General features: G+C 59.8%; 21 protein-coding genes and 1 pseudogene. 9 read left to right on the top strand and 13 right to left on the bottom strand.

Annotation, left to right across the window (positions count from 1 at the left end; all coding sequences use genetic code 11):
* Window positions 1-639 precede the first annotated feature (639 nt).
* The 5 genes from AAGS40_RS28390 to AAGS40_RS28410 all read right to left on the bottom strand — a co-directional run bounded on the left by AAGS40_RS28390 (window position 640) and on the right by AAGS40_RS28410 (window position 5,726).
* Window positions 640-1,047, bottom strand: a complete 408-nt coding sequence (locus AAGS40_RS28390; RefSeq protein WP_345816888.1) for a hypothetical protein — start codon at window positions 1,045-1,047, stop codon at window positions 640-642.
* A gap of 196 nt (window positions 1,048-1,243) precedes the next feature.
* Window positions 1,244-2,047: a hypothetical protein gene (locus AAGS40_RS28395; protein WP_345816889.1), complete on the bottom strand. Its 804-nt coding sequence runs from the start codon at window positions 2,045-2,047 to the stop codon at window positions 1,244-1,246.
* A gap of 203 nt (window positions 2,048-2,250) precedes the next feature.
* Window positions 2,251-2,430 carry a hypothetical protein gene (locus AAGS40_RS28400; RefSeq protein WP_345816890.1) on the bottom strand — a complete coding sequence of 60 codons (180 nt, stop codon included), beginning with the start codon at window positions 2,428-2,430 and terminating at the stop codon, window positions 2,251-2,253.
* Window positions 2,431-2,716: 286 nt separating this feature from the next.
* Window positions 2,717-4,066: an MFS transporter gene (locus AAGS40_RS28405; RefSeq protein WP_345816891.1), complete on the bottom strand. Its 1,350-nt coding sequence runs from the start codon at window positions 4,064-4,066 to the stop codon at window positions 2,717-2,719.
* 73 nt (window positions 4,067-4,139) lie between these two features.
* On the bottom strand, window positions 4,140-5,726 hold the full coding sequence (locus AAGS40_RS28410; protein ID WP_345816892.1) for a sulfatase-like hydrolase/transferase: 1,587 nt from the start codon (window positions 5,724-5,726) through the stop codon (window positions 4,140-4,142).
* Between the two features lie 159 nt (window positions 5,727-5,885).
* Between AAGS40_RS28410 and AAGS40_RS28415 the strand changes: the two genes are divergently transcribed.
* Window positions 5,886-6,434, top strand: coding sequence for a MarR family transcriptional regulator (locus tag AAGS40_RS28415; RefSeq protein WP_345816893.1), 549 nt, complete (start codon window positions 5,886-5,888; stop codon window positions 6,432-6,434).
* A gap of 145 nt (window positions 6,435-6,579) precedes the next feature.
* Here AAGS40_RS28415 and AAGS40_RS28420 read toward each other — a convergent pair.
* Both AAGS40_RS28420 and AAGS40_RS28425 read right to left on the bottom strand, forming a co-directional pair.
* Window positions 6,580-6,732, bottom strand: a pseudogene (locus AAGS40_RS28420) (integrase); the annotation flags it as partial.
* Between the two features lie 16 nt (window positions 6,733-6,748).
* On the bottom strand, window positions 6,749-7,618 hold the full coding sequence (locus AAGS40_RS28425) for a hypothetical protein (RefSeq protein ID WP_345816894.1): 870 nt from the start codon (window positions 7,616-7,618) through the stop codon (window positions 6,749-6,751).
* Window positions 7,619-7,766: 148 nt separating this feature from the next.
* Between AAGS40_RS28425 and AAGS40_RS28430 the strand changes: the two genes are divergently transcribed.
* Window positions 7,767-8,252, top strand: coding sequence for a MarR family winged helix-turn-helix transcriptional regulator (locus AAGS40_RS28430; protein WP_345816895.1), 486 nt, complete (start codon window positions 7,767-7,769; stop codon window positions 8,250-8,252).
* 45 nt (window positions 8,253-8,297) lie between these two features.
* On the opposite strand, the gene AAGS40_RS28435 is transcribed toward AAGS40_RS28430, so the two are convergent.
* A complete protein-coding gene (locus AAGS40_RS28435; RefSeq protein ID WP_345816896.1) occupies window positions 8,298-9,086 on the bottom strand; it encodes an SDR family NAD(P)-dependent oxidoreductase in 789 nt (262 codons plus the stop codon).
* 150 nt (window positions 9,087-9,236) lie between these two features.
* On the opposite strand from AAGS40_RS28435, the gene AAGS40_RS28440 reads away from it, so the two are divergent.
* Both AAGS40_RS28440 and AAGS40_RS28445 read left to right on the top strand, forming a co-directional pair.
* Window positions 9,237-10,580: an MFS transporter gene (locus AAGS40_RS28440; protein WP_345816897.1), complete on the top strand. Its 1,344-nt coding sequence runs from the start codon at window positions 9,237-9,239 to the stop codon at window positions 10,578-10,580.
* Window positions 10,577-11,377, top strand: a complete 801-nt coding sequence (locus tag AAGS40_RS28445; protein ID WP_345816898.1) for an SDR family NAD(P)-dependent oxidoreductase — start codon at window positions 10,577-10,579, stop codon at window positions 11,375-11,377. The genes AAGS40_RS28440 and AAGS40_RS28445 overlap by 4 nt, the downstream gene beginning before the upstream one ends.
* Before the next feature lie 233 nt (window positions 11,378-11,610).
* On the opposite strand, the gene AAGS40_RS28450 is transcribed toward AAGS40_RS28445, so the two are convergent.
* Together AAGS40_RS28450 and AAGS40_RS28455 are read right to left on the bottom strand one after the other, a co-directional pair.
* Complete coding sequence (locus AAGS40_RS28450; RefSeq protein ID WP_345816899.1) at window positions 11,611-12,168, bottom strand: lipocalin family protein; 558 nt, start codon at window positions 12,166-12,168, stop codon at window positions 11,611-11,613.
* A 129-nt stretch (window positions 12,169-12,297) separates the two neighbouring features.
* A complete protein-coding gene (locus tag AAGS40_RS28455; RefSeq protein WP_345816900.1) occupies window positions 12,298-12,897 on the bottom strand; it encodes a GDP-mannose pyrophosphatase in 600 nt (199 codons plus the stop codon).
* A gap of 31 nt (window positions 12,898-12,928) precedes the next feature.
* Here AAGS40_RS28455 and AAGS40_RS28460 point away from each other — a divergent pair, with 31 nt between their 5' ends.
* Both AAGS40_RS28460 and AAGS40_RS28465 read left to right on the top strand, forming a co-directional pair.
* Window positions 12,929-13,732, top strand: coding sequence for a DeoR/GlpR family DNA-binding transcription regulator (locus tag AAGS40_RS28460; protein WP_345816901.1), 804 nt, complete (start codon window positions 12,929-12,931; stop codon window positions 13,730-13,732).
* 157 nt (window positions 13,733-13,889) lie between these two features.
* Window positions 13,890-14,900 (top strand): D-cysteine desulfhydrase family protein, encoded by a 1,011-nt coding sequence (locus tag AAGS40_RS28465; protein WP_345816902.1) that lies wholly within the window; start codon window positions 13,890-13,892, stop codon window positions 14,898-14,900.
* 276 nt (window positions 14,901-15,176) lie between these two features.
* Here AAGS40_RS28465 and AAGS40_RS28470 read toward each other — a convergent pair whose 3' ends face one another.
* On the bottom strand, window positions 15,177-15,989 hold the full coding sequence (locus AAGS40_RS28470; RefSeq protein ID WP_345816904.1) for an SDR family oxidoreductase: 813 nt from the start codon (window positions 15,987-15,989) through the stop codon (window positions 15,177-15,179).
* Window positions 15,990-16,168: 179 nt separating this feature from the next.
* Between AAGS40_RS28470 and AAGS40_RS28475 the strand changes: the two genes are divergently transcribed.
* On the top strand, window positions 16,169-17,116 hold the full coding sequence (locus AAGS40_RS28475) for a GlxA family transcriptional regulator (RefSeq protein ID WP_345816905.1): 948 nt from the start codon (window positions 16,169-16,171) through the stop codon (window positions 17,114-17,116).
* Between the two features lie 11 nt (window positions 17,117-17,127).
* On the opposite strand, the gene AAGS40_RS28480 is transcribed toward AAGS40_RS28475, so the two are convergent.
* A complete protein-coding gene (locus AAGS40_RS28480; RefSeq protein ID WP_345816906.1) occupies window positions 17,128-17,523 on the bottom strand; it encodes a tautomerase in 396 nt (131 codons plus the stop codon).
* Between the two features lie 292 nt (window positions 17,524-17,815).
* Here AAGS40_RS28480 and AAGS40_RS28485 point away from each other — a divergent pair, with 292 nt between their 5' ends.
* Window positions 17,816-19,822, top strand: coding sequence for an alkaline phosphatase family protein (locus AAGS40_RS28485; protein ID WP_345816907.1), 2,007 nt, complete (start codon window positions 17,816-17,818; stop codon window positions 19,820-19,822).
* Window positions 19,819-20,502 carry a hypothetical protein gene (locus AAGS40_RS28490; RefSeq protein ID WP_345816908.1) on the top strand — a complete coding sequence of 228 codons (684 nt, stop codon included), beginning with the start codon at window positions 19,819-19,821 and terminating at the stop codon, window positions 20,500-20,502. The genes AAGS40_RS28485 and AAGS40_RS28490 overlap by 4 nt, the downstream gene beginning before the upstream one ends.
* A gap of 162 nt (window positions 20,503-20,664) precedes the next feature.
* On the opposite strand, the gene AAGS40_RS28495 is transcribed toward AAGS40_RS28490, so the two are convergent.
* Complete coding sequence (locus tag AAGS40_RS28495) at window positions 20,665-23,889, bottom strand: EAL domain-containing protein (protein WP_345816909.1); 3,225 nt, start codon at window positions 23,887-23,889, stop codon at window positions 20,665-20,667.
* Between the last annotated feature and the right edge of the window lie 264 nt (window positions 23,890-24,153).

Raw genomic sequence — 24,153 nt, forward strand, 5'->3', positions numbered from 1 at the left:
TGCACGGCGTCGTGGGCTATCTGCGGCAGAGCGGTCGACATTAATGCGCGAATCGACGTCTCACTGGATGCCCGTTCAGGACGTGGTTCACATAGTGAGGAAATACGCGAAAAACGAATTCGCGACCACCGGACGGTGGGGTCGGGTCCAGTATAGCCACTCGGTTAGCACTCATGTAACCGCATCAATTTCGGACTCTGACCGCACGGGCGGCAGCCTGAAGACCTTCCGAGTGCGAACGTCAGGCATCCATGTCCGCGAGTAAAGCAATCTGCACAGGCTGCGAGGCAAACCCGAATGACGCCAGTTGGGATACGTTCAGCCTGTTCCCGAGGGCAGATTTTGATTAGCAGCCGGAGATTCAGAAAGACCGGTCGGAAACTTGAGGGAGCACCGTAATCGCTGCGCGCAGACGGGGGCGGTTAACGACCCGGGCGAACCTTCGGAATTACCGGGACCGCCCGTTCAAAATGCGCTGTGGCGCCCAGGTGACTGGAGATTCGACGAGGAACATCAGGGGGATTTCTTCTGCCTAAAAAAGTTGGAGACGGTGCATCTTTTAGATAAGTGTCGGTTGCAAGCAGCGCCGCAGAGTGTTGCTTCTGTCGAACGACAAATCTCCACGTTTGCAAGAGCCAGCTAATCTCGGCCGAGCTTTTCTGCACGGAACCCGTAATCGGTCTCCGCAAACACCGAGAACCCAAATTCAAGGCAAGCACGTCGAAGTCGCTCCGTAAGCGAAATTCCATAGATTTCGAGCACGCCATAACCACGACCGCCGGCGTGGCTACTATGGTGCTCCTCTACAGAATCTAAAGTCGTGTCGCACCAACTCTCTGGATCTGGTCCATATTGAAGAAACGTAGTGATTCCGTTCTCCATCATGTGCTCAAGAGGCTTGTGCGATGCTTTCCTGATTTTTATAACGGTCGCCAGATTCTCTGGCGTCTCCACGATCCACGTGTGTCGAACTCTTGCCGCGACCTCTCGGGTGGGAAGCCCGAAATCAGGATCCACGATAAGTGCGATGGTGTCAGAAGCTATCATTGGCACTCCCTGGCCTAAGACCGTATCGTCATATAACCCGGCTGATGGGTTGTTGCAATGCACTCATTGTTAGCCATCCCGAAGCCATGTAGACGGCGGCTTCTGGCATCTGCCTCGTCTGTTCGGTCGAATACTTCCTGAGCCGCTTCAGAAGAATTTTAAATATTTTTAAAACCTTCGGGTGGCTCCATGCCATTCAAGCACCAAGTAATCGCGCATCCAGCCTCGGCTTGACGTAGTAAAGATTGGACGGAAGCAGAACTGCATCTACGTCGGGACATAGCTCGCGCCATAACACATTGGTTACGAACACCGCACCACGACTCTCGATCACATCGGTCGAAATAACTGCGAGCGGCGGGTATGCCTGATCTGCATGTACCAGCCGATTGGCAGTAGGGCATCGGAAACATCCTGATGTTTCTTCTCCAATAGCGGCAGAGGCTATCGGAACCTGAGCATGCACTGCATTGACGATTTCGGCAAATGCATCGCAGACTAATCCAAGCCACGGTTGCGACCGCAACGTCCACGTGTTGTCTACATGAAACTGCTTCGTCAGTTGATATCGAGTCAGATTTACCGTTAGCCACGCCGATTTCTCTGGCTCGGGTATCTGATTGTCGAGGACCAGCTTTCCATCCACAACTCTCTTCGGCCCGTCTTCGTTGATCTGAAGAAGCGCGAACGGCATCGAGGCAGTCGCGCCACTAACACGCAACGTTCCGCATTGGTCTCTGTCAACGAGATCGGTGCCTGTCGCAGGCTCAGTGCCAGTAAATTCGCCCATTGACCCTGAGTCGAGCCATGGGCCGTCCACACTGCCACTACTCCAGAATGCCGAAAGCGCCTGCTCCATGCGTGCGTCATCTCGCCCAAATCCAAGTTCTATGCTGAGATGAAGCGCAGGCCCACCAAATAACGATACACGGTCCGATGAGTGTATTGACATTTTTTTGCAGCCAGACTTTGGACGGTCCAGATTGTTGACGATTCGCATGCGATTGTCGAGCGCCCGCTTCTGGCCAATGAGGGTCCAATTCTGATTGCACTCGTCGCCTGGATTGGCGAGCGTCGGCACCACGCACGGGGTCTGCGATACCCTTGCGTTGTGCGATCGGGTGTTAGAACGAGGCGGCATATATACCGTTTTCGTCGGCAGCGGCGTTCGGTGCGCGCTCCCAGAGACGCAAGACCTCCTGCTCATCGTGTGGGTCGGTCGCTTGACGGCGACCACGTCCCCGCATCGAGCAGCAAGCGCGTCAGCAGATCGAAGCCCTGCTGCGTGCTGGCCGTCGTCAGCGCCTCACGCAGCTCGGCGACACCTTCGGTCGCGGAGTATTGCGCCCAGCCTAAGGCAGACTGCGTGATCGCATCGATCATCGTTGCGCGCAGACCATCGACGTCGAAAAGGTCGGGCGCAGGATTGCCGCTTCCAAAGCCAGTCGTGCGGGACCGTTCAAATAAAGAAACAGCGTCCGGATGGGCTGCCCCCTCCGGCGTTTGGAACGCGTTGAGAACGACGTGGAAGACGTTTCGTGAAACGGAAGAAGGTCAGTCATCGGTGGCCGGGTGGTCATGAATAGTGCGGACCAATGATAGAGACGCCACCCGGCTTCAGGCGGAAGTGCACAGCGTGAAGCAAAGATCACGGGTCAGGTTGTGCGCTCTAGTGGCCTGATGCCGCGCCGACGGCACCCGTCGCTTCACGCGTCGCCGGACGCACCACTACCAGCAGCGCGAGCATGCCCATGGCGAGCAGCGCACCGACCACACCCAACCCCGAATACAGACTGCCGGTCGACGTCTTCAGCATCCCTACCAGCGACGGGCTCACCGCGCCGCCGATTGCGCCAATTGCCGTGATCGTCGCAATTCCGCCCGCGATCCCATCCTTCTGCAAGTAGAGCGTCGGAATCGTCCAGAACAGCGAGAGCGCGGCGTAGATACCGACGGATGCGACCACGAGGAGCACGACAGTCAGTGCGATGCTGTGCGCAGCAAGCGGCAACAACAGGAAGCTCGCCGCCACCGCGAGGCCGCAACCGGCCACATGCCAGCGACGCTCCTTACGCTGGTCCGAGTGCCGTCCGATCAGCACGATGCCAAAGGCCGTGCACACTGAAATCCCGCCGCTTAACCAGCCTATATCCCTGATCGCGTGCACGCCAACCTGCCGCAGCAGCGTCGGAATCCAGAAGCCGATCGCGTTCAACGCCATGAACACGCAAAAGTAAATTGCCGACAGCACGTAGATGCGCGGATTGGTCAGCACATCGGAGAGCTTCGCGGAAGCATGTACGCCCGCCGGATGCGCGCGGCGATCTGAGTTGAGCGCGGCTTCGATCTGCGCTTTTTCGTTCGCGGTGAGCCATCGCGCGTCAGCGGGACGCTCGTCGAGCAGCACGTGTGCGAGCAGGCCCAGCACGATCGCCGGCACACCTTCGATCAGGAACAGCCACTGCCAGCCCGCGAAGCCGAGCACGCCATGCAGATGACCCATGATCGCACCCGACAGCGGGCCGCCGACGACGCCCGCAAGCGGCACCGCCATCACGAAAAGGCTCAGGATGCGGCCGCGCCGCTGGTCCGGAAACCAGTACGTCAGATACAGCACCACGCCGGGAAAGAAGCCCGCCTCGGCCGCGCCGAGCAGAAAGCGCAGCCAGTACAGCCCTTGCGCGCTCCTCACGAACATCAGCGACACGGTCAGCGCGCCCCACAGCACCATTATGCGTAAAAGCGTCTTGCGCACGCCAATTCGCGCCGCCAGCAGATTGCTCGGCAATTCGAAGATCACATAGCCGACGAAAAACATCCCCGCCGCCACGCCGAACACCGAATCGTCGAGCTTCAGGTCCTGCAGGAATTGCAGCTTCGCAAAGCCGATGTTCACGCGGTCCATGAAGTTAACCACGTAGCAGATGAACAGAAATGGCACGACGCGGCGCGCGACCTTGCGGTAGATCGCGTTGTCGTCGCTGCCCGATGAACTCGATGTAGCGGGGACGTGGCTCATGATGTCTCCTTGATGACCCGCTTCCATGCGGGCTCTTTCAGTCAGGTTGATGCATCGTGTGAGGTCGAGCGCGTCACCATTCGCCGAAAAACACACCCCAGTTTTTATGCGTATTGGTGCGGCTCGCGACGTTCGCATCGCTGATCGTCACGCGCTGCTTGAGGCTGCCGTGCCAGTCCGCCAGTTGCGCGTGCATCCGCGAGCGGATCGATTCGTGTGACAGATCGCGGCCAAGATCGACGAATTCGTCCGGGTCGGCCTGAAGATCGAACAGTTGCGGGCCGAAGCCTTGCCAGTGCACGTATTTGTAGTACGCATCGCGCACCATCCAGCCCCGGCATTCGCCCGGCTCGCGTCCGAGCGTGAGACGCGCCCCGCGAAAACTGTAGTCGAGTTCGGAGACGACGTAGTCGCGCCACTTCTGCGCGTTATCCGTGTTTGCAGTGTGAGCGGCACGGCGCGTGAGCGCCAGCAGCGATTGTCCTTCCACACGCTCGCTGTACGGCGGCAGCCCGAGTGCGTCCAGCACGGTCGGCACCACGTCGATACACGACGTGAAGCACGATTCAACGCTGCCGCGCGTCGCATCAGCTGCCGGTGACGGATCGTAGACGATCAGCGGCACGCGCTGCACGGTGTCGTAAAACATCTCTTTTTCGCCGAGCCAGTGGTCGCCGAGAAAGTCGCCGTGATCGGCGGTGAAGACGATCAGCGTGTCGTCCCAGCGGCCGAGTTTCGCGAGCGTGTCCCACAGACGGCCGAGGTGATCGTCCATTTGCTGGATCAGCCCCTGGTAGACCGGCCGGACCGTATCCGATACCTCGTCGCGCGAGAAATTGACGCTTTCCTCATGCTCGCGATAGGCGGCAAGCACCGGGTGCGCGTTGTCGAGTTCGGCCTTGCGCCGCACCGGCGGCAGGCACTGATCAAGCGAATACATGTCGTGATACGGACGTGGTGCGACGTACGGCCAATGCGGTTTCACATACGACAGATGCAGTGCCCATGGCGTATCGCCTTGCGCTTCGATATAGCGGATCGCCTGATCTGTCATGTAAGCGGTTTCCGAATGCGGCTCGGCGACGCGCGACGGCCACCGCACGTTGCGCATCTGCCAGCCGGACTGCACCAGGCCGCGACCGTCTTCGACGCTGATGACGTAATCGCTCCACGGGCGAGCGCTGTTGTAACCCTGCGCACGCAGCCACGCCGGATAGCCGCTTTCGCACCCCGGTTCATGATGGCCGTCGTAGCGATCGAGTTCGTCGAACGAGCCAGTGGACAGACGCAGGCCGACGGCGCTGTCGTCGGCGATTTCGAGGCGCTCCATGCCGTCCTTATCGACCATCATGTGCGTCTTGCCGGCCAACGCGAGCGAGCGGCCATGACGGCGCAAATATTCTCCAAGCGTAATTTCGCCGATCGACAGCGGCACGCGGTTCCAGTTCGCGCCGTGGCTCGTCATGGTGCGGCCAGTGTAATACGACATGCGCGACGGTCCGCACACGCCCGAACTGACATACGCCTGATCGAAACGCAAGCCGCGCGCAGCCAGCGCGTCAATGTTGTGCGTGCGCAAGTACGGATGCCCGTAGCAACCGAGGTGATCGCGCCTCAACTGGTCGCACATGATGAAAAGCACGTTGCGGGGAGATTTCATAGGGTCAAGGCGCGTGGCGCGGAGGTAATGGGCTTGCTCCGATGCTAGAAGCGTCGTGCACGATTGACCTAGTCAAACGTATGTGCGGTTGCACAAAATCGCACTCGTCCGCTTTAACCGATAATGCCCCTTCCTTCAACGATTCTTAACGAGCGACCCGTGCCGCACTATCCGTCCGCTTCAGTGCTCAGGATCAAGCACCCGCGTCATATCGACGAATTTCTGCTGTATCGCATCCACAAGCTGACGCGCATCGGCATTCAGGGGGTCGGGCTCATGTTCCGGCGCGAGATCGGCATCAGCCGGCGCGACTGGCGGATTCTGGCGTTCGTCGGGCAATTTCCGGGGCTCAATCTCACACGGCTCGCGCAGCTGACCGACCTCGACGCGGTGATCGCGAGCCGTTGCGTCACGCAGTTGGTACACCGCGGCCTGCTGGCAAGCTCACGGCAACGCGACAACAAGCGCGTATTGACGCTGCATCTGACGGAAACCGGGGAAGCGGTTTATGACCGCGCGCACGCAGCGGGCCAGCGCTATAACATGGATTTCGCCGGTTGTTTAACCGACGCGGAAGCGCAGCAGCTCGACACGCTTTTGTGTAAGCTCGAAGCGCGTGCGCAGGAATTGACTGAGCGCGAGATTGGACTCGGCGTGCCGAGGACGGCGGGCGGGTCTTGGTCGGGTGGCGGGGAGATGGAGGAGTGAACTGGTGGACGAGTCCTAAGCCTGGACTCATTAACGGATCGGAAAACAGATGGCTGTCCGCAACGCTGCAGATTCGTAAGCGCATGTTGTTGGCACAAACCGGCTCGTATCATGCCTTTACGATTATGTCGCGTTCCTGTCGACGTTATCGGACGGTACTTTCGAGCTTGCTATGGCCTAGCAAAAGCTGAACAGCGCGCAGATTCTTTGTCCGTCGACAAACCAGCGAAGCCTTGATGCGGCGCATCGTGTGAGTGCCGAAAGCGGCATCATCGAGCCCAATCGATGCGACCCGTCGGAACGATGTATGGGTTTCAGTCGAAGTCCGAAGGCGCGCGATTTGCGAACCGTAAAGGATCGCCATGTGCCGAAGTGAAGCCGTACAGTTCCGGGCTGAGCGGGCCGTCCTCCCAGAAGGACGGCCCGTCGGCCCATACAAGCAGGCTCGCGCCGTAACGCGATGAAAACGCCACCTGCGTGTCCGGTTCCATCACGACGAAGTCGCCCGCCTTTGCCGTTGACGCTACATCACGAGCGACGAGAGAAACATCGCCGGCAAGCACGAATATGTCGATCAGCCCACTGAGTCGATGCGCTGGCACCTTGGTGCCTGGCAATAGCATGAGTTGCGTCATCCGCCGCATGAGACGCGTATGCGCATAGTCGTACACGAGTCGGCGCGTCAAACCCGCGACTCGGGTGCCGCTCACCTGCACCGAATCGAGCCCGATACTCAAATCGGGCAAATGTTCGGGGAATTCGTTTTCGAAGCTCGTGTGGCGGTTGCCCGCGTGCAGGGAGTGCGTCACGTCAGCGCCGTATGCCACCGGCCCCTCCATGCGTCCGACTGTTAGCGTGGGCAGATACGCAATCGCATCGTGTGTAGAGCCCGCGAAGTTGACGCCGAGTTGTCCAGCGCACGTCGTGCCCTGATAGTCCGTCAGCGCGCCGGACAGAAAATAGCTGAACGCAGTGCCAAGATGCTGATGCACGCCGGTACGCGCCAGGGTGTCGAACGACATGAAACCGAACGAGTGACCCGTTCGGTCGTCGCGGCGCACAATCTTTTGCGCTAGTCCGCTTTTGCCCACTCCCTGCCATGGGTTCTCGGAGACATCAAAGACATAGACGCCTGCCTCCCGTTGACCCGATGCGCCGCTGCTCAATTCAACTGCTGCATTCATTGCCGCCTCCTTATTATTCGGAATCGTCACGGACGATACTATCATTTGATATAATATAGATGTAGCTTATGCCTGCCGTCAACGCTTCTTTCGGTCACGCGGGCAGCTCGCATAGAATCGTTCGCACCGCACTGTCAGTGAAACCGCCATGCAATTCAAACAACTGCCTGCCTATCGGATTCGCCGGGTCGCCGAATCCATTCTTGACATGGCCGAGGAACTGTTCGCGCGTCATCTGGAAATTCGGGTGCTGGACTGGCGCGTACTCGCCAAACTGGTGGACGCGCCCGGCAGCATTCCAACGGAAATCGGCCGCGACATATTGCTCACACCGGTGCAGACCGGGCGCAGCCTGCTGAAATTGCGCGACCTGAATCTCGTCGTTGCAGTGCCCGATCCGACCGATGGGCGCGCCACCCGTTACACGCTGACGAAAGCCGGCCATAGCGCGTACGAAACCGGCATGAAAATCGTGTTCGAGGTACAAACCTTTGCACTACGCGATTTGAGCGCGGTTGAAACGGTCGCGCTCAATGGCCTGCTCGACCGACTGATCATGAGCACCGTTTACTCGTCGGAGGACGTCGAGCGCATCTCGCTCGCGTTGTTTGGCGGCAAGCGCAAAAGCGCGTGAAGGCGGCGCAGGCGCCTACGCTCGTGCCACGTTCTCCGCGTCAGACTACTGACGTGCGCTCCGATACGATTCGAACGACGCGCCGGTAACAAGCGACAATCCGCCGTCTATATCCAGCGTCGTTCCGGTGATCATTCGCGCAGCAGGACTGCCGAGAAACAGGATTGATGCGGCCACGTCCTGCGGGCTGAGCCAATCGCCCAGCGGCACCATCGCCGCCACTTTGCGCTGTTCTTCTTCAGAGATGACGCGCCGTGTCATCGCCGTCAGCACCGGTCCGGGACACACCGCGTTCACGCGAATGCCCTCATGGGCCAGTTCGAATGCAGCGTGGCGCGTCAGACCAAGCATGCCGGCCTTCGCCGCCGTATAGCTGACTCCGCCCGTGTACGACACGCGCTTGGCCGCCAGCGACGCGACGTTCACGACCGCGCGGCCCGTCCCCGCTCTCAGCAGCGGCACCATTTGCTGCAGACAGAAGAAACTGCCCGACAGGTTGATCGACAGCACTCGCTGCCACTCGTCGCCTGTCGTGGTTTCGAACATGCCGCGAGAAACGATTCCCGCGCTATTGACGAGCAGATCAACACGCTCGACGGACGCCATGCCTTGCTCCACCGCAGCACGAATCGACGTTTCAGAGCCGATATCAACCTCCACCGGCGTGATCGTCCAACCGCTGCCCGCAAACTCCGCCTGCATGGCTTGCAGCGCGCCCGTATCGCGATCAAGCGCGACGATTCGCGCGCCCTGCTGCGCTGCAGCCTGCGCAGTTGCGTAACCAATGCCGCTCGCGGCACCTGTAATTGCCACTGTCTTGCCGTTGTAATCCACGTCGCCTCCTGAGAACTCGGTCTGCGGGCCGGTCCACCGTTAGGGAATGTCCTGACGCAATAAGCGTTTTCGCTGCCCTACCGGCCGGTATATATTATCAATTGATAACAATCTACGCCGACATGATCGGATGTGTCAATGGAGACGAAGATGAGTGGAACTCTCGAGACGACCTTCCCTGCACCGGTGGACCGGGCGACCGACGCGAAGCTATTCTGGCGCCTGATTCCGGTGATCCTGATCAGCCTCATTGTCAATCAACTGGACAAAGTCAACGTCGCGTTCGCCAAGCTGCAGATGGCGCCGGACATCGGCCTGTCGAATACCGCGTACGGGCTGGGTGCGGGAATCTTCTTCATCGGCTATTGCCTATTCGAGATCCCGAGCAACATGCTGCTGCACCGGCTCGGCGCGCGGGTATGGATCACGCGAATTTTGCTGACATGGGGCGTGCTGTCCGCCTGCACGATGTTCGTGGTTGGGCCGAAGTCGTTCTATGTCGTGCGTTTTCTGTTGGGCCTTGCCGAAGCCGGTTTCTCGCCGGGCATCATGCTTTATGTCAGTCAATGGTTTCCGGCACGCACTCGCGGCCGGATAATCGCCATTTTTATGACCGCGTTGCCGATCTCCGGTGTGATCGGCAGCCCGCTTTCTGCGTGGCTGATGACCTCCGCACCGGACTTCGCCGCGCTGCGCGGCTGGCAGTGGATGTTCCTTTGCGAAGGCCTGCCCGCTATTGCCTGCGGCATCGCTTTCTGGTTTCTCGTGCCCGATCGCATCGACGATGCCACGTGGCTCGATGCGTCCGAGAAAGCGGCGCTCACGGCCGAGGTCGGCGTAGTGACCGCGCATCATTCGGGTAGCTTCGCACGCGGCTTGTCCGATGCGCGAGTCTGGTTGCTGTGCGTGATTTATTTTGCCTTTGTGGCCGCGCTCTACGGCGTCAGTTTCTGGCTGCCGACTCTCGTCAAGGCTCTCGGCTTCAGCGGCATCCGGCAGATCGGTCTGATGACCGCGTTACCCTATGCAGCCGCCGTCGTGACGATGCTTGTGCTGGCCTGGAACTCAGATCGCACCGGCGAGCGCCGCAAGCATCTCGCTTTAGCGGGGCTATTGGGCGCAGCGTGTCTCGTTCTGAGCGTACTGCTGCGCGCCACGCCAATGTGGTCGTTCATGGCGTTGATCGCTGCAATGGCCGGCATCGTAACGACCATTCCGTTGTTCTGGAATTTGCCAACGGCGTTTCTGAAAGGGGCAACAGCCGCGACGGGCTTTGCGCTAATCACCTCGATCGGCAATCTGTCGGGCTTCGTCGCGCCGTATCTGGTTGGGGTGGTAACCGACTCGACCGGCAGCACGGCGTCCGGCATGTACGCGCTCGCCTTTGCTGCAGTGGTTGGCGTGCTGCTGGTGTTTCTCGTCCCGGCTGCGCTCGTCAACCGTACAAACTCGATACGTCCCGCAAACACCCTCGCCGCGAGGAGCCATCAATGAATGCATCCCGCCACGCCTCTCAACGCAGTACAAGTGACGATTCAGCGCTCCGCATCGCCCTGGTGACGGGCGGGGCGATGGGCATCGGCGCGGCAATCGCCAGCACACTTGCAGCAGATGGCTTCATGGTGGCGATTGCCGACATCAACCTCGATGCGGCCCGCGCGCACGCGGCAGCTATTGATGCGGCAAAAGGCAGTGCGTGCGCACTTTATCTGGACGCCGCCGATCCGTCGTCCATCGACGCGGCTTTTGCCGAAATCGAGAAGACGTTCGGCCGCTGCGATGTGCTGATCAATAACGCGGGCATTGCGGGTGTAGCCTCGTTTCTGGATTGTCCCCTCGACGTCTGGTCACGCGTGCTCGCCACCAATGTTACCGGACCGATGTTGTGCGGGCAGCGAGCCGCTCGCTCGATGTCGACTCACAGCTGGGGACGTATCGTCAATATTGCGTCCATTAGCGGCGTTCGAGCGAGCGCTGGACGCACTGCATACGGCACATCCAAGGCTGCGTTGATCGGACTCACGAGACAAATGGCCGTCGAACTCGCCGAAGCGGGAATCACCGTCAACGCCATTTCGCCGGGGCCGATCGAAACGCCGCTCACGCGCGACCATCACTCGGCCGAAACACGCAACGGCTATCACCGCACCGTGCCGATGCGCCGATATGGCGAACCCTCGGATATCGCGGGGACGGTGTCGTTTCTGTGTTCGGAGCGGGCGGGCTATATAACCGGTCACATGGTGGCGGTCGACGGTGGATTCCTCGCCGCGGGTATCCTCGACATCTAGTTGCGCGACCTAAGAAGGTTCACATCAACGATTTGCGGGCGTCCACTTTCAATTTCTGAAGGGGCGGCCGCGCGTTTGAGCTGGACGTTCCCTCTTGGCCGAAACCCGCGTCTACCATGCAAGCCGCAGCCCTCATCGGCGCATGGCATCCGCCAGCGGCCATAGCCACCGAATTTTCATTCCCGTTGTCTCGCCCGCGTCAACGCAACCAGTACCCTACGGCGTCACCTTGATTACGATCCGCTCTGCTTCGTTACCCTGACGAGCGACCAATCGTAACCAAGCGCTCTCACGCGATCCGCCAGACTGGCCAGGACTTCAGGGGCCGGGTGTGCTGTGCGCGTCAGTACCCATAGGTAGCGACCCGACGGCTCGCCGACAATCGTCCAATCGTAGTCGTCGCCATGGTCCAACACCCAGTAATCCCCGTAGAACGGTCCGAAGAATGACACTTTCAGCTTCGCATTCGTCGTGGGATCCGCGATTTTCGCTTTGCCGACCGATCGTTTGAAATCGCCGGAGCTGCCGAGCTTGCGGCCGCTATTGATGACCTTGACCGTGCCGTCGTCGTTGAGCGAATACTCCGCTGTGACGTCGTCCATGTCCTTCTCGAACGACGCCTCATAGCGGAACTGCTCGTACCAGCGGCCCATGTATTTGCTCAGGTTGACGGATCTGCCCGGTTGCGGCACGGCGCGGTTGCCGACCGGCCCGGGTCGAGGGATGTAAGCGCAGGCGCCCAGAAGTAGTGCTGCCCCAGTTAGCGCGGTCGCGATAATCTTCTTTTGCATAGTTGGTTTGTTCTTTCAAAAGCGGCATGGGCAAACATATTAACCGCCTGGAAAGAAAAGACATGACAAGAAAGTAGTTTGACGCAACGGAAACCAGGTGTGGGCCAAGTTAAATGATCACTTGCGGTTTCATGCCTGGCGTCCCTCCATGATTTCGCTTAATGCCAGGTGCTGCAAGAGCATGATCGTCTTGCCGTCGACGATCTCGCCGCTTTTGACTAACCGCAAAGCGGTCGGCAGCGGCATTTCGAGCACCTCGAGATCCTCTCCCTCGTCTTCGATACCGCCGCCGCCATGTACGCGCATCGACGCGTTGTAGTCCCCCAGATAGAAATAGAGCTTCTCTGTCACTGATCCTGGGCTCATATAAGCCTCGAAGACCTTGCGGATATTGCTCACGCGGTACCCAGTCTCCTCTTCCGCCTCCAGACGTATGCGATCTTCCGGCTGAGCGTTGTCGAGCAAGCCCGCGGCCGCCTCGATCAACATGCCGTCGTGTCCGTTGACGAACACGGGCATCCGAAACTGGCGCGTGAGCAGGACGTTTCCCGTGTGCCGGCAATGCAAAAGGATCGTGGCGCCGTTGCCGCGATCGTACGTTTCCCGGCTTTGACGCTGCCACGTGCCGTCCCGGCGCAGGAAATCGAACGTCACTTTCTTTAGCGTGTACCAGTCGTCGGATAGTACGGTGGACTCGACAATACGAACCCGGTCTCTCGTTGCAGACATAAGCGTCTCTCGTTCACAGTAAGGAGAGTTCATGCTATCGTGCAACGTCGTGCAATATCAAGATATTTCGTGCATCGTTATGCTGACAACTCAACGTAAGAAGGTCATCCTGGACAGGCTTGCTCGTCATGGCCACGTGCACGCTGGCGAGTTGAGCGTGGAGTTCGGAATATCGGAAGACACGGTTCGCCGGGACTTGCGTGAACTCGCGTCGGAGGGTTTATTGCAACGCGTTCACGGTGGTGCGTTACCCGTTTCTCCCGCACTCGCGCCATTCGAACTGCGCCGGGACATTGAATCGGACGCCAAGCAGAGGATTGCACGGCAAGCGGCTGCAATGATTGCCGCCGGGCAGACAGCCATCATCGATGGCGGCACCACGTCGGCATGGCTCGTCAAGGCACTGCCCGCTGATCTGTGTGCGACGATCGTCACTCATAGTCCAAGCGTTGCCACGGCACTCGCCGGGCATCCTTCGGTCGAAGTCATTCTGATAGGCGGACGGCTGTACAAGCACTCGATTGTCGCCGTCGGCGCCGCCGCGATGGAGGGCATCTCACGCATCCATGCGGATTGGTACTTCATGGGCGTAACCGGTGTTCACCCCACCGCGGGCTTCAGTACAGGAGATTTCGAGGAAGCCGCGATCAAACGCGCACTCGCTGCGCGTGCGGCAGAGACGGTCGTGCTGGCGTCGCCGTCGAAACTCAATGCGGCGTCGCCGTTCGTCATCGGTGAAATCACACTCGCACAAACCATTGTCGTCGAGAAGTCCGCCGACCGGGAATTGATGAGACAGATCGAAACAGCGGGTGTGACGGTCGTGCGTGCGTAGCGCTGCCAGGCAGCGCTCTCAGCCAGGATTGCTGCAACCCAGACTGCATCGGTATGCTTGCGTCAGCCTGTATCCGAGCGCCCAGATGCCGGTTGTGGCCCCCCCCATTTTGCGTCGAGTGATCGTCGCTCCTATCCAGATGCAGGGAGATTGACCCGTGACATCAGCTATCCCGAAATTGACCGTTTACCCGCGACTTAGCCTGCTGGACGGGGTGACTCCTATTCAACGGCTCACGCGACTCGAACGAGAATCGGGTGGCGTCCGTATCCATGTTAAACGCGATGACCTGATGGGCCTCGGAGGCGGCGGAAACAAGCTGAGAAAGCTGGAGTATCTGCTCGGAGAGGCCATCGCGATGGGTGCCGATACGGTCATCACAGTCGGCGCCCGTCAGTCGAACCACGCCCGGCTCACGGCAGCCGCTGCGGCGCGCGCCGGCATGCAATGCGAGCTCGTTCTTACCCGCTCAGTACAACGCAGCGATGCCGCCTATGCGGACAACGGCAATGTGTTGCTTGACGAACTGCTGGGAGCGGCCATCCACGATCTGTCTGGCGCAGATGATCCCATGGACTACGCGCTACAACGTGCCGCCGAACTTAAGAAGAATGGCCGCCGGGTGTACGTTGCACCATTGGGAGGCTCAAGTCCGGTTGGCTGCCTGGGTTACGCCGCTTGTGCCGCTGAAATCGAGACACAGGCCTTCGCGATGAACCTGCAATTCGATGAAGTGGTCGTCCCGCATGGGAGCGGCGGCACGCACGCGGGTCTCGTCGCCGGTTTCATCGCGATAGGCAAAACACCCGCGTATGTCCGTGCGCATGCTGTGCTCGCAAGCGAGGAGAAAGCGCGAGCCGTTTCGTTCGAGAAATCGACAGCAGTTTTGCGGCTTCTCGGCTGCGACCCGGTTCACACGATCGCCGAGCTCAATATCGACGATTCTCACCTCGGCAGTGGGTACGGCGTGCCGACTGACAGCATGCGCGTCGCGCTACGCAGTCTGGCACGCACGGAGGGGCTGCTCCTCGACCCCGTCTATAGCGGAAAGGCCTTTGCGGGGCTACTGGACGATATAAAGAACGGTCGCTATCGGGCGGGCCAAAACGTCCTGTTCGTGATGACCGGCGGGCTGCCAGGCCTTTTTGCCTATCGCAGCGCATTCTGATGTCGTCAGCGCGGCGCTCACTGGGAAGAGGACCGATCCAATATCTCAGTCTGTTGCTGCGCCGGAAATCGAATACTCGCCGCTAAGGCGCCTTTGCATCGACAGATCGTGACCGTTTCAGCGTTCACGATCCATCCATCGATGGTGCGTTCGACCCGTTCTCCGTAGGGCACCGCGTGCATCTTCGATTGATCGCGCTCCGACACCCCAGCAACCGCTACTGCATTGCCGAAGACCTTTAACGATCAATCTCTCTTGCCATAGCGGTTGGCAGGGTTAGCCGGCGGTCGCGGCGTTTTTCGATGTATAGCGTGACGCGGCCCTGGCATTGGCGAACCGGGGAGCGAGCGCGCGACGGTCAGCTTCCCACTTCGTCCAGTCGTCGCCATCCTGCAGCGTCGGGATGGTCACGAGTTCGCCCTGGTCCAGACCGACGAGCGCGGCGTCCACCAGGTCGTCGGCTGTCATCGTGCTCGCGGCTTCCTTTTGCTTTGCATAGCCAGCCACGTCCCAGAACTCGGTGGCCGTTGCTGCCGGCAGCACGGTTTGCACCCGCACGCCCTTGCCAGCGAGGTCGCGCTGAAGCGCATGTCCGAAGCTCAGCACATACGATTTCGAGGCGCTGTAGACGCCGTTCAGCAGCTCGACCGCAATACCGACCACCGAACTGATGTTGATGATCGTCCCCGACCCCCTTGCGACGAACGCAGGCGCAACCGCGTACGTGAGACGCGTCAATGCGGTGATGTTCAGGTCGATCATCGACTCCATGGAGTCGACATGCCCGTCGAGAACCGATGCAACCGAGCCGACACCTGCGTTGTTCACCAGCATCGTGATGCGTTGGTCTTCGCGCAGCAGGGTTTCGATTGTTGCGAGCGCAACCTTGTCGTTGAGATCGGCCGCGACCGTTTCGATCGAGCGGCCCGTCTCCTTCGTGAGGCGCTCCGCGAGCGCGGTCAGTCGGGTCTGGTTGCGTGCCACCAGAATGAGGTCGAAGCCGCGTTTTGCGAGACGGTCAGCGTAGACCGCGCCAATCCCAGCCGATGCGCCAGTGATCAGGGCGAAACCTTTCGTAGAGGAAGTCATTTTCAGTCCTTGCAGTGGGTGGTTGAACCGACAGGAGCGCCGGTTCATGGACAAATTCTGATCGCTGACCGACTTGACCTCAATGTCATATATGCAATGATTTATGCCATCACTCGGCGCGCAACGTTGTCCGGTTTGTGCTACCTTCAACGAATCGAGCCATCGTTCGTGAGGCGTCCATGCATACTGTCGGACTCATCGTCTACCCCGACTTCCAGTCGCTCGCGTTGGCAGTGGCGAGCGTGTTCGAATACGCCAATCTGCTGCGCGGCGAACCGGTTTACCAATTCAGCATCGTGTCCGAGCACGGCGGACCTATTGCTTCATCCCAAGGGTTTTCGGTTCACAGCGAGCCTCTTGCCAAAGAGGGCTACGACACCCTCATCGTGGCGGGCGACAACGAAGGCCGTCTGCCTTCCGCCGCGCTCGTGGATTACCTTCGGCAGGCGCCTCGCCAATCACGGCGAATTGCGTCGATCTGTACGGGAGCATTTGCTCTGGCGGCCGCAGGTCTGCTGGACGGGAAGCGGGCAACGACACACTGGTTTCACGCGCGCGACTTTCAGAAGCAGTACCCGGACGTACAGCTCGAGGAAGACCGCATCTTCGTCGTGGATGGTCAGGTCTGGACGTCGGCCGGCATGAGCGCCGGCGTGGATCTCGCGCTGGCGATCGTCGAAAACGACTTGGGCCTCGACACCTCGCGCATGGTCGCGCGAAAGCTCGTCCTTTATCAGCGTCGGGGTGGCGGTCAGTCTCAGTTTTCGGCGCTGCTGGAGATGGGCGCGCGCTCGGACCGCGTTCAGATGGCGCTCACGTTCGCGAACGAAAATCTGGCGAGCGATTTGTCTGTGGAGCGGCTGGCCGAAGCTGCACGGCTCAGCCCGCGCCAGTTCAGCCGTGTGTTTCGTGAGGAAACGGGTCAATCGCCCGCCAAGGCAGTCGAACGGCTTCGCGTTGAAGCCGCTCGTCTGATGATGGAGACGACTCGCCACCCCATCGAGATTGTCGCGAGAGAGACAGGCTTTGGTGACCGGGAGCGGATGCGTCAAGCGTTCCTGCGTGCGTTCGGTCAGCCACCGCAAACCATTCAGAGGGCATCGGGTGTCATGCCCGTCGCGCTTTAGGCGCAGTTCGACTACTGCTCGCCCGGCGTCCATTCCGGGCTATAACCGCCCAATGCCGGGTGATACATTTCGTCCCCGGAATGCTGGGTGAATTCGACGTTGAGGCGGTCTTCACGCAGGCCGAGAACTTCGATGCATAACGCGCACAGCGCTTTGGCCACTTCCATACGCAGCTCGGGCGCCCTGCCCTTTCTGATGTCCAGCATCATGACCGCCACCGGGACGGGTGCTTCACCGGTTTCGGGAATCCGCCAGACACCGCCCTCTCCCAATTCCCGAATCGCGACGCTGATGCGCCTGATGTCGACCGACATCATCCGCGCGTAGGTTTCGCTCATCTTCAGCGCCAGGCGCTGCTTGTCTTCCACCGGATAGTGGTCGTTGACGTCCAGTTGCAGGTAGGGCATGGTCGTCGCACTCCTTGAAAGCCTCAATTGTCTGACCGACGCGGCGTCGCTCCAATGACAAATGCGCAAGGTTTCCGGACACACGGATGAGCCCGTTAGCCGCTGAAGACCGACTTCCGCGTAGCCGCGAACCGGGACAGCAAGTACGACGCGCGAGTGCCCGCAGGCTTCCCCGTTAGCACCCATCGAATCAACTCGTAGGTCACTGGCGGCCTCATCCGCTGTCACGGAACTGACACACTCCGTCGATGTAATCCATTGGCGATTAAACCGGAAAAGGTCGAGGCCTGAGATGCAAAACAAACAGAGGCATTGGAGCGTGCACGCACTCGTTGCCGTCGCGGCCGTATCGGGGCTGCTGCTCGCCGGCTGCACATCGCTGCCGATGACCGGTAGCGCTCATGCACGCAACAGGACGATCATCTTTGTATGGGACGGCCTGCGCCCCGATTCCATTACGCAGGAAGACACGCCTAACCTTTACGCGCTGCGCCGAGCCGGCGTCAACTTCGCCGACAACCACTCGACCTATCCGACGTTCACCATGATGAACGCCGCAAGTATCGCCACAGGCAGCTTCCCGCGAACCACGGGTTTCTATGGCAACTGGCTCTGGCAGGAAGGGCCAAAGGGAAGCAATAGCACAGGCGCGAGCGTAGATTTCACACAGCCGGTTTTTACCGAAGACTACGGCGTGCTACAGGACCTGGACGCGTATTACAACGGTCAACTGCTCTCCGTCGGTACGCTGTTCGAAGCAGCGCAGGTGGCCGGACTCAAGACGGCGGCGATTGGAAAGTCCGGGCCCGCTTTCCTGCAGGACCGCAAGCGAGGTGGCGTGATACTCGACGAGAAGACTGTATTCCCCGCATCGCTCGTGGCAGAACTGCAATCGGCGGGCTTTGCCTTACCCAAAACGACGCCGCTCGCGTATGCGCCCGGGACAGTCAAACTCGCAAACGACAATGGCGACCCGACTGCGTCGAAAGCCACCGTAAAAATGGCGGACAAAGTCACCGCCGACCCTACCGACAGGACCGGATCCCCACCCGCGCCCGCCAATGCGTACATGATGAACGTGTACCTCAGCTATATCCTGCCCAATTACAAGCCGGACCTCTCGTTGGTCTGGTTCCGTAATCCGGACAGCACGGAGCACCCATACGGGCCGGGTACCGCCAATTATCATGACGCGCTGAAGCAGCAGGACATTCTTCTCGGACAACTGCAACGCAAGCTCACGGCCCTCGGCCTCGACAAGACAACGAACCTCATTGTCATGAGCGACCACGGGCACAGCAGCGTGTCGGGGCCCTCGGCGCTGTTTCCACTGCGAAGCATCGTAGCCGGTAACCCGGCGCAAGTTGACCCGGTCAACGGCTACTCCGTATCCGGCGACGTACGTCTAGCCGACCTCTTTACGCGCGCCGGCTTTACCGCGTACGACGGCAGCGGCTGCATTCTGAGCCCGATACTCTCGGGTATCAAGGCCAACGGCGCCGCGGTGTATCCGACTCAGAACGACGCAACAGGTGCTGTCTGCGGCACGCCCAACGCGAAGTACACGACGGGCAGCTTCAAGGTGCCGGCTACCCTCCCGCCCCGTGCGCTAGTCATCGCCGCGAATGGCGGCAGCGATTACGTGTACGTGCCGGACCATGACGCGACGACCGTCAGAAGCGCCGCGAGGTTTCTGCAGAGTCGTGAGGAGATCGGTGCGGTCTTCGTGTCGTCGCGCTACGGCGACGTGCCCGGCACCATTCCTCTGTCGACCATCAAAGTAGAAAACGCCGGGCGCGGACCCGATATCGTTGCGAGCTACGTGTCCGACGACGAGGCATCGATTGCGGGCATGCCGGGCATCGAATTCGAGAGCATGCAAATCAACCGCGGTATGCATGGTTCCTTCGGGACAACGGATGTGCACAACACCCTTGTGGCGAGTGGCCCTGATTTTGCACAAGGCATGACCGACAGCTTGCCCACCGGCAACGTGGACGTCGCGCCGACGGTCGCGACTTTGATGAGCCTGCCGCTCCCCCAGGCAGATGGCCGGCCGCTGCTAGAGGCACTGACCACGAGCGATGCGCTACACGCGGACGCCTACAACGTTGCACAAGTCACTGTCGAGTCGGCGCGCGAAGCTCAGGGCATCCGGATGGCATTGCCCACGAATCCGAACGGTGATGATGTAGACGCGGCAAAGACGCGCTACAAGGTCCTCCTGAAGACCAGGCAACTGACGGTCGGCGGCAAGACCTATACCTATTTTGATTCCGCTGAGGCAGTACGGCAATGAAACGGCTCTGGCTCGCGTCTCTGGTGGCGGCAACCAGCTTGCCCGTTCTCGCCGCAGTTAGCGAACCCGCTTCGCTGACTTGGGCCAGCGTTTTTGGCAAGATGAAACCACCGGAGCATCAACACTTTGTCGCAGTCTGGTTCGACGAACACGCCGCCGCGCACCGCGTGGAGGTGTGGCGCGAAGGCGAAAGCGCCGTGCGGCGTGACACGGACGAACGCCTGTCGGTGTACGCGACAAAGACAGCGCAACCCGGCAGCCTCGACATGGAGCCACGCTATGAAGTGGTCGACCATGCCCGCAAGCTGTTCTACGAAGTCGACCGTAGCAATCTGAACCGGCTGGGCATCTTCTATGACTGGGACCAACTTGCTCACGCGATGAAACAACCTGGCGGCCCTTACCGGCTTTCAAGACTGTCCCGCCCCACTGACCAGCAGGCAGGCACGTCCTGCACCTGGTACCTCCTGCAACAACCGAGTGGAGAGGCGCAGATTTGCTGGTCTCAGGCGGTCGGCCTGCCGCTCGCAGAAAACCTGAAGTCAACGGACGGAGCCTGGCGAGAAGCGTGGCGAGTCGTGTCCGTCGATGACAATGTGCGCGACCCGGATGTCACCTTCAATTCGCGTGACTACATCCGGTTCGATGCCAATGAGGACCTGGCGCCAGGCGCTGACTAGCGAGGATCGGCATCAAGAATTTCAGGAGTCTTATGCAAATCTCTTTATCCCAATACGTTGTATAGCAGCCGGGCCGTTCGGCGGGACCGCGCAGAGTGACCACGCTGAGTTCGGTCAGCCGTGCCGGACGCCAGATTCGCTTGAGCGCGGTCGGCACCGACCCTACGAGGCTGCTGCTTCCTGTGCCGTTTCCACTGCATCAGCAGCGTGCGGATTGAGCGCCTCGTCCGACTCGCGCAGCATCTGCGCGAACTGCCCGCTGCTCACGGCCTGGCTGTAGAGGAAGCCTTGGGCTTCCGTGCAACCGTGGCCTATCAGGAAGTGCTTCTGGACATCGAGTTCAACGCCTTCAGCCAGCACGTCGAACTTCAGTGCCTTGGCGATGCCAATCACGGCGAGTGTCAACGCTTCGTATTCTTCGTCAATCCCGATTTCGCGCACAAATGCACGGTCAATCTTGATCCGGTCGACGCTGAAGCGCTTCAGATAACTCAGGCTCGAATATCCGGTACCGAAGTCATCGATGGCGATCTTCACGCCCAGGCTGCGCAGTTCCCGGAGCGTCCGGGCTGCATCGTCCGCGTTGCGCATGAGTGCCCCTTCCGTGACTTCAAGCTCAAGACAATCGGCGGCCAGTTGCGAATCTTGCAGCACCGTCTTCACGACCGACACCAGATCGGAACGCTCCAATTGCACGGGCGACACGTTCACCGAGACCCGGATGGGCGGCAAGCCCTGATCGAGCCAGGATTTGGCCTGCTGGCAGGCCGTTCGGAGCACCCATTCGCCGATGACCTGAATCATCCCGCTCTCTTCGGCAATCGGAATGAACGTCGCGGGCGAGACGGCGCCCAACTCAGGGTCGTTCCAGCGCAATAACGCTTCGGCACCGAATATCCGTCCCGTCAGCATGTCTATCTGAGGCTGATATGCGAGTTGCAGCGCCTGCGTCTTGACCGCCCGCCTCAGTTGCGTCGAAAGTTGCAATCTTTCGGCCGCAGCGGCGTTGAGTTCAGCACGATAGAACTTGTACCCATTGCGCCCGTGTGCTTTCGCAAGATACATGGCCGAATCGGCATTGCGAATCAAGGTGTCCGCGTCCGGTCCGTCCTGGGGAAATGTGCTGACGCCAATACTGGCTTCGACGTAGAGCTCCTGAATGCCCATATTGAATGGTTCGGACATGGCAGCGACGATCCTGTCGAGCATAGGCATCAATTGCTCTGCATTCGAGCGCTCCGCGACGATAATGAACTCGTCACCTCCGTATCGCGCCACGAGGTCGGTTGCGCGAACGAGCCGCTGCAGGCGTTTGGCAACGCGTGCAAGCAGTGCATCGCCGACGCGATGCCCCAGGGAGTCGTTGACCTCCTTGAACCGGTCGAGGTCGAGGAAGAGCACTGACACGCTTCCTTCAGTGGCGGCGGCTCGTGCAATCGATTCCACCAGTCGCTCATCCAGCAGAGTGCGGTTAGGCAGTTCAGTCAACGAGTCATATCGCGCCTGGTATTCCAACCGCTGCTGGTATTCGACGAGCGCCGAAACGTCACTCATCACGCCTATGTGGTGCGTTACCGCCCCCGCTTCATCTCGAACCGGAGCGACCAGGATATTGTTCCAGAAGCGCTTTCCGTCCTTCCGCGTACAGAGCAGGGTCGCGTTCGTTTCCGTATTGTCATTCAGGGCCCGCCGGACAACGTCCCATTTATCCGGCTCTCCATTCAGGCAGAAAAGGTCGTTACAGTCGGCATTCAGAACGTCGGCGTGCCCGTAGCCGGTAATGCGTTCAAACGCCTCGTTGACGAACATGATGATGTGCCGGCCCGCGCGAACTTCCGCAATGATGATGCCGTTGATGCTCGCCTCGAGGGCTCTGCTTTGCAAACGCAAAGCGACCTCGGCGTGCCGGCGTTTAGTGACGTTCTCATAGGCCCTGAGCACACCAATGACGGCCCCGCTCTGGTCCTCCAAGGGGAGCTTGGTCTCCGATATCCAGACTTCCGAACCGTCAACGGCGATCGCCGCACGTTCCAGATGCCTCCATGTCAGCTCACCGGCCATGACCCGCGCATCTTCGGCAATTACCGCATCGGGGTCGTCACCCCATAGAAGGTCGTAGTCGCTCAGCCCAATCAACGCGTGTCGCGATGCAAGTCCCGCATCCCGCGCGTAAATCTCATTACCGCCGACATAGCGATGATTGGCGTCTTTCCAGGCAATACCCTGCGGCACGTGGTCGAGAACGTATTCGAGCGTTTGCTTCGATTTGAAAAGTTCCGCCTGTGCGACCGTCATGAGCGTGACGTCGACCATCACCGAGAGGGTGACCCTACGGCCTTCTGTTTCCAGACTCAGGTGATGAACATCCATCGATAGACGTGCGCCATCTTTAGTCAGGTAGGTCCAGACGCCAACCGGACGGGTGATCTCGCCGTGTTCACCGTGGCGCTGCGCCATCGCCTCGTAAAAGCGAACGCGCTCTTCGTCAGGACGGACATCCGCCAGCGACATGCCGAGCAATTCGGCGTCCGAGTAGCCGAAATTGCGCTGCGCCGCCCGGTTGGAAGCGATAATCTGCAACGATTCATCGTCGAAGACCCAAATCGGCAGCGGATGTTCGTCGAAGAATCGTTGATATTTCATTCTCGCTCCGTCTGCCTGACGAAGCGTGAAACGTAATTTAGCCGCTATGCGCGAGTTCCAGTGAATCAACGCAAGCAATAGCGTAGCAGCTGCAAGGCCACAGAGCAGCAGGGCGGTCGAGGCCGACTTGGCATCGCGCGACGACTCGCTGACCGCTATGTCAGTGGCCGCGTCAGCCTGCATTCTGACTTCGACGACGTGTTCAAGGACGGCGTAAAAATAGGCGTCGATTTCGCTCAATCCGGCGTCGCCTAGTCCGACACTGCCGGGATGCTCCATTGCCCGTCTGGATAACGCATCGCTTCGCTCTCCGAGCAGCCGTAGCATTCCATCGAGATCGTCGAGTTGCGAGAGACAGGTGGCTCTTCGTTTGCAGGCCTCGCGAACATCGTTGGTCAGGTCGAGTAGCCCGCGCAATGGGAAGACGTATGCTGAGCGTCTGTAGAACGGTTTTGTACTAATGAGCGTATAGAGTTCGCCGTGCTCGTCGAGCATGATCTGCTGCAGCTGGTCCAAGTCCCGCTTCAATCGGCTGGATGTCTGAAGCGCCTGCAAGGTATTGTCCTGCTCCTCCGTCTGGCGAAGGGCGAGAATGGTGTTCGCGGCAATGGCAGCGAGAATCAGACCAACCGCCAGGATGGAGAGCGCCACTCTGCGCGCGTCTCGTGACAATCCGCTGCTGCGCGCACCCGAATTGGCGTCCGTGCCCGTACCTCGCGAGCGTTTGGCCTTCATTTTGAACATAGATCATCTCCAGCGACGCTCACCATCGGCTGCGCCCTCATGTACTCGCCGACTAATTACAATGGACTTTTGACGAGCCGGGCTCATGCTTTAGGCGCGGGTCGAAGGAGAGTTTCAAATATCGCGGCAAAGTAACGAACGACCCTACGCGGCGGCAGATCGGCCCTTTGTATCGACGGAGCTCGCCGTCCACGGTGTTTGCCCTAACGGCGGTGGCGAGCCTCACATGGCATTTGATTCGACTCTTCAGATCGCAGCCGCTAT

Source organism: Paraburkholderia sp. PREW-6R, from assembly GCF_039621805.1.
In the GTDB taxonomy this organism is placed as follows: Bacteria; Pseudomonadota; Gammaproteobacteria; order Burkholderiales; family Burkholderiaceae; genus Paraburkholderia.

Bases quoted from the DNA above. Each gene is read 5' to 3' on its own strand.
- AAGS40_RS28390 (WP_345816888.1), bottom strand. From the start codon at position 1,047: ATGATAGCTTCTGACACCATCGCACTTATCGTGGATCCTGATTTCGGG.
- AAGS40_RS28395 (WP_345816889.1), bottom strand. From the start codon at position 2,047: ATGCGAATCGTCAACAATCTGGACCGTCCAAAGTCTGGCTGCAAAAAA.
- AAGS40_RS28400 (WP_345816890.1), bottom strand. From the start codon at position 2,430: ATGATCGATGCGATCACGCAGTCTGCCTTAGGCTGGGCGCAATACTCC.
- AAGS40_RS28405 (WP_345816891.1), bottom strand. From the start codon at position 4,066: ATGAGCCACGTCCCCGCTACATCGAGTTCATCGGGCAGCGACGACAAC.
- AAGS40_RS28410 (WP_345816892.1), bottom strand. From the start codon at position 5,726: ATGAAATCTCCCCGCAACGTGCTTTTCATCATGTGCGACCAGTTGAGG.
- AAGS40_RS28425 (WP_345816894.1), bottom strand. From the start codon at position 7,618: ATGAATGCAGCAGTTGAATTGAGCAGCGGCGCATCGGGTCAACGGGAG.
- AAGS40_RS28430 (WP_345816895.1), top strand. From the start codon at position 7,767: ATGCAATTCAAACAACTGCCTGCCTATCGGATTCGCCGGGTCGCCGAA.
- AAGS40_RS28440 (WP_345816897.1), top strand. From the start codon at position 9,237: ATGAGTGGAACTCTCGAGACGACCTTCCCTGCACCGGTGGACCGGGCG.
- AAGS40_RS28445 (WP_345816898.1), top strand. From the start codon at position 10,577: ATGAATGCATCCCGCCACGCCTCTCAACGCAGTACAAGTGACGATTCA.
- AAGS40_RS28450 (WP_345816899.1), bottom strand. From the start codon at position 12,168: ATGCAAAAGAAGATTATCGCGACCGCGCTAACTGGGGCAGCACTACTT.
- AAGS40_RS28455 (WP_345816900.1), bottom strand. From the start codon at position 12,897: ATGTCTGCAACGAGAGACCGGGTTCGTATTGTCGAGTCCACCGTACTA.
- AAGS40_RS28460 (WP_345816901.1), top strand. From the start codon at position 12,929: ATGCTATCGTGCAACGTCGTGCAATATCAAGATATTTCGTGCATCGTT.
- AAGS40_RS28470 (WP_345816904.1), bottom strand. From the start codon at position 15,989: ATGACTTCCTCTACGAAAGGTTTCGCCCTGATCACTGGCGCATCGGCT.
- AAGS40_RS28475 (WP_345816905.1), top strand. From the start codon at position 16,169: ATGCATACTGTCGGACTCATCGTCTACCCCGACTTCCAGTCGCTCGCG.
- AAGS40_RS28480 (WP_345816906.1), bottom strand. From the start codon at position 17,523: ATGCCCTACCTGCAACTGGACGTCAACGACCACTATCCGGTGGAAGAC.
- AAGS40_RS28485 (WP_345816907.1), top strand. From the start codon at position 17,816: ATGCAAAACAAACAGAGGCATTGGAGCGTGCACGCACTCGTTGCCGTC.
- AAGS40_RS28490 (WP_345816908.1), top strand. From the start codon at position 19,819: ATGAAACGGCTCTGGCTCGCGTCTCTGGTGGCGGCAACCAGCTTGCCC.
- AAGS40_RS28495 (WP_345816909.1), bottom strand. From the start codon at position 23,889: ATGTTCAAAATGAAGGCCAAACGCTCGCGAGGTACGGGCACGGACGCC.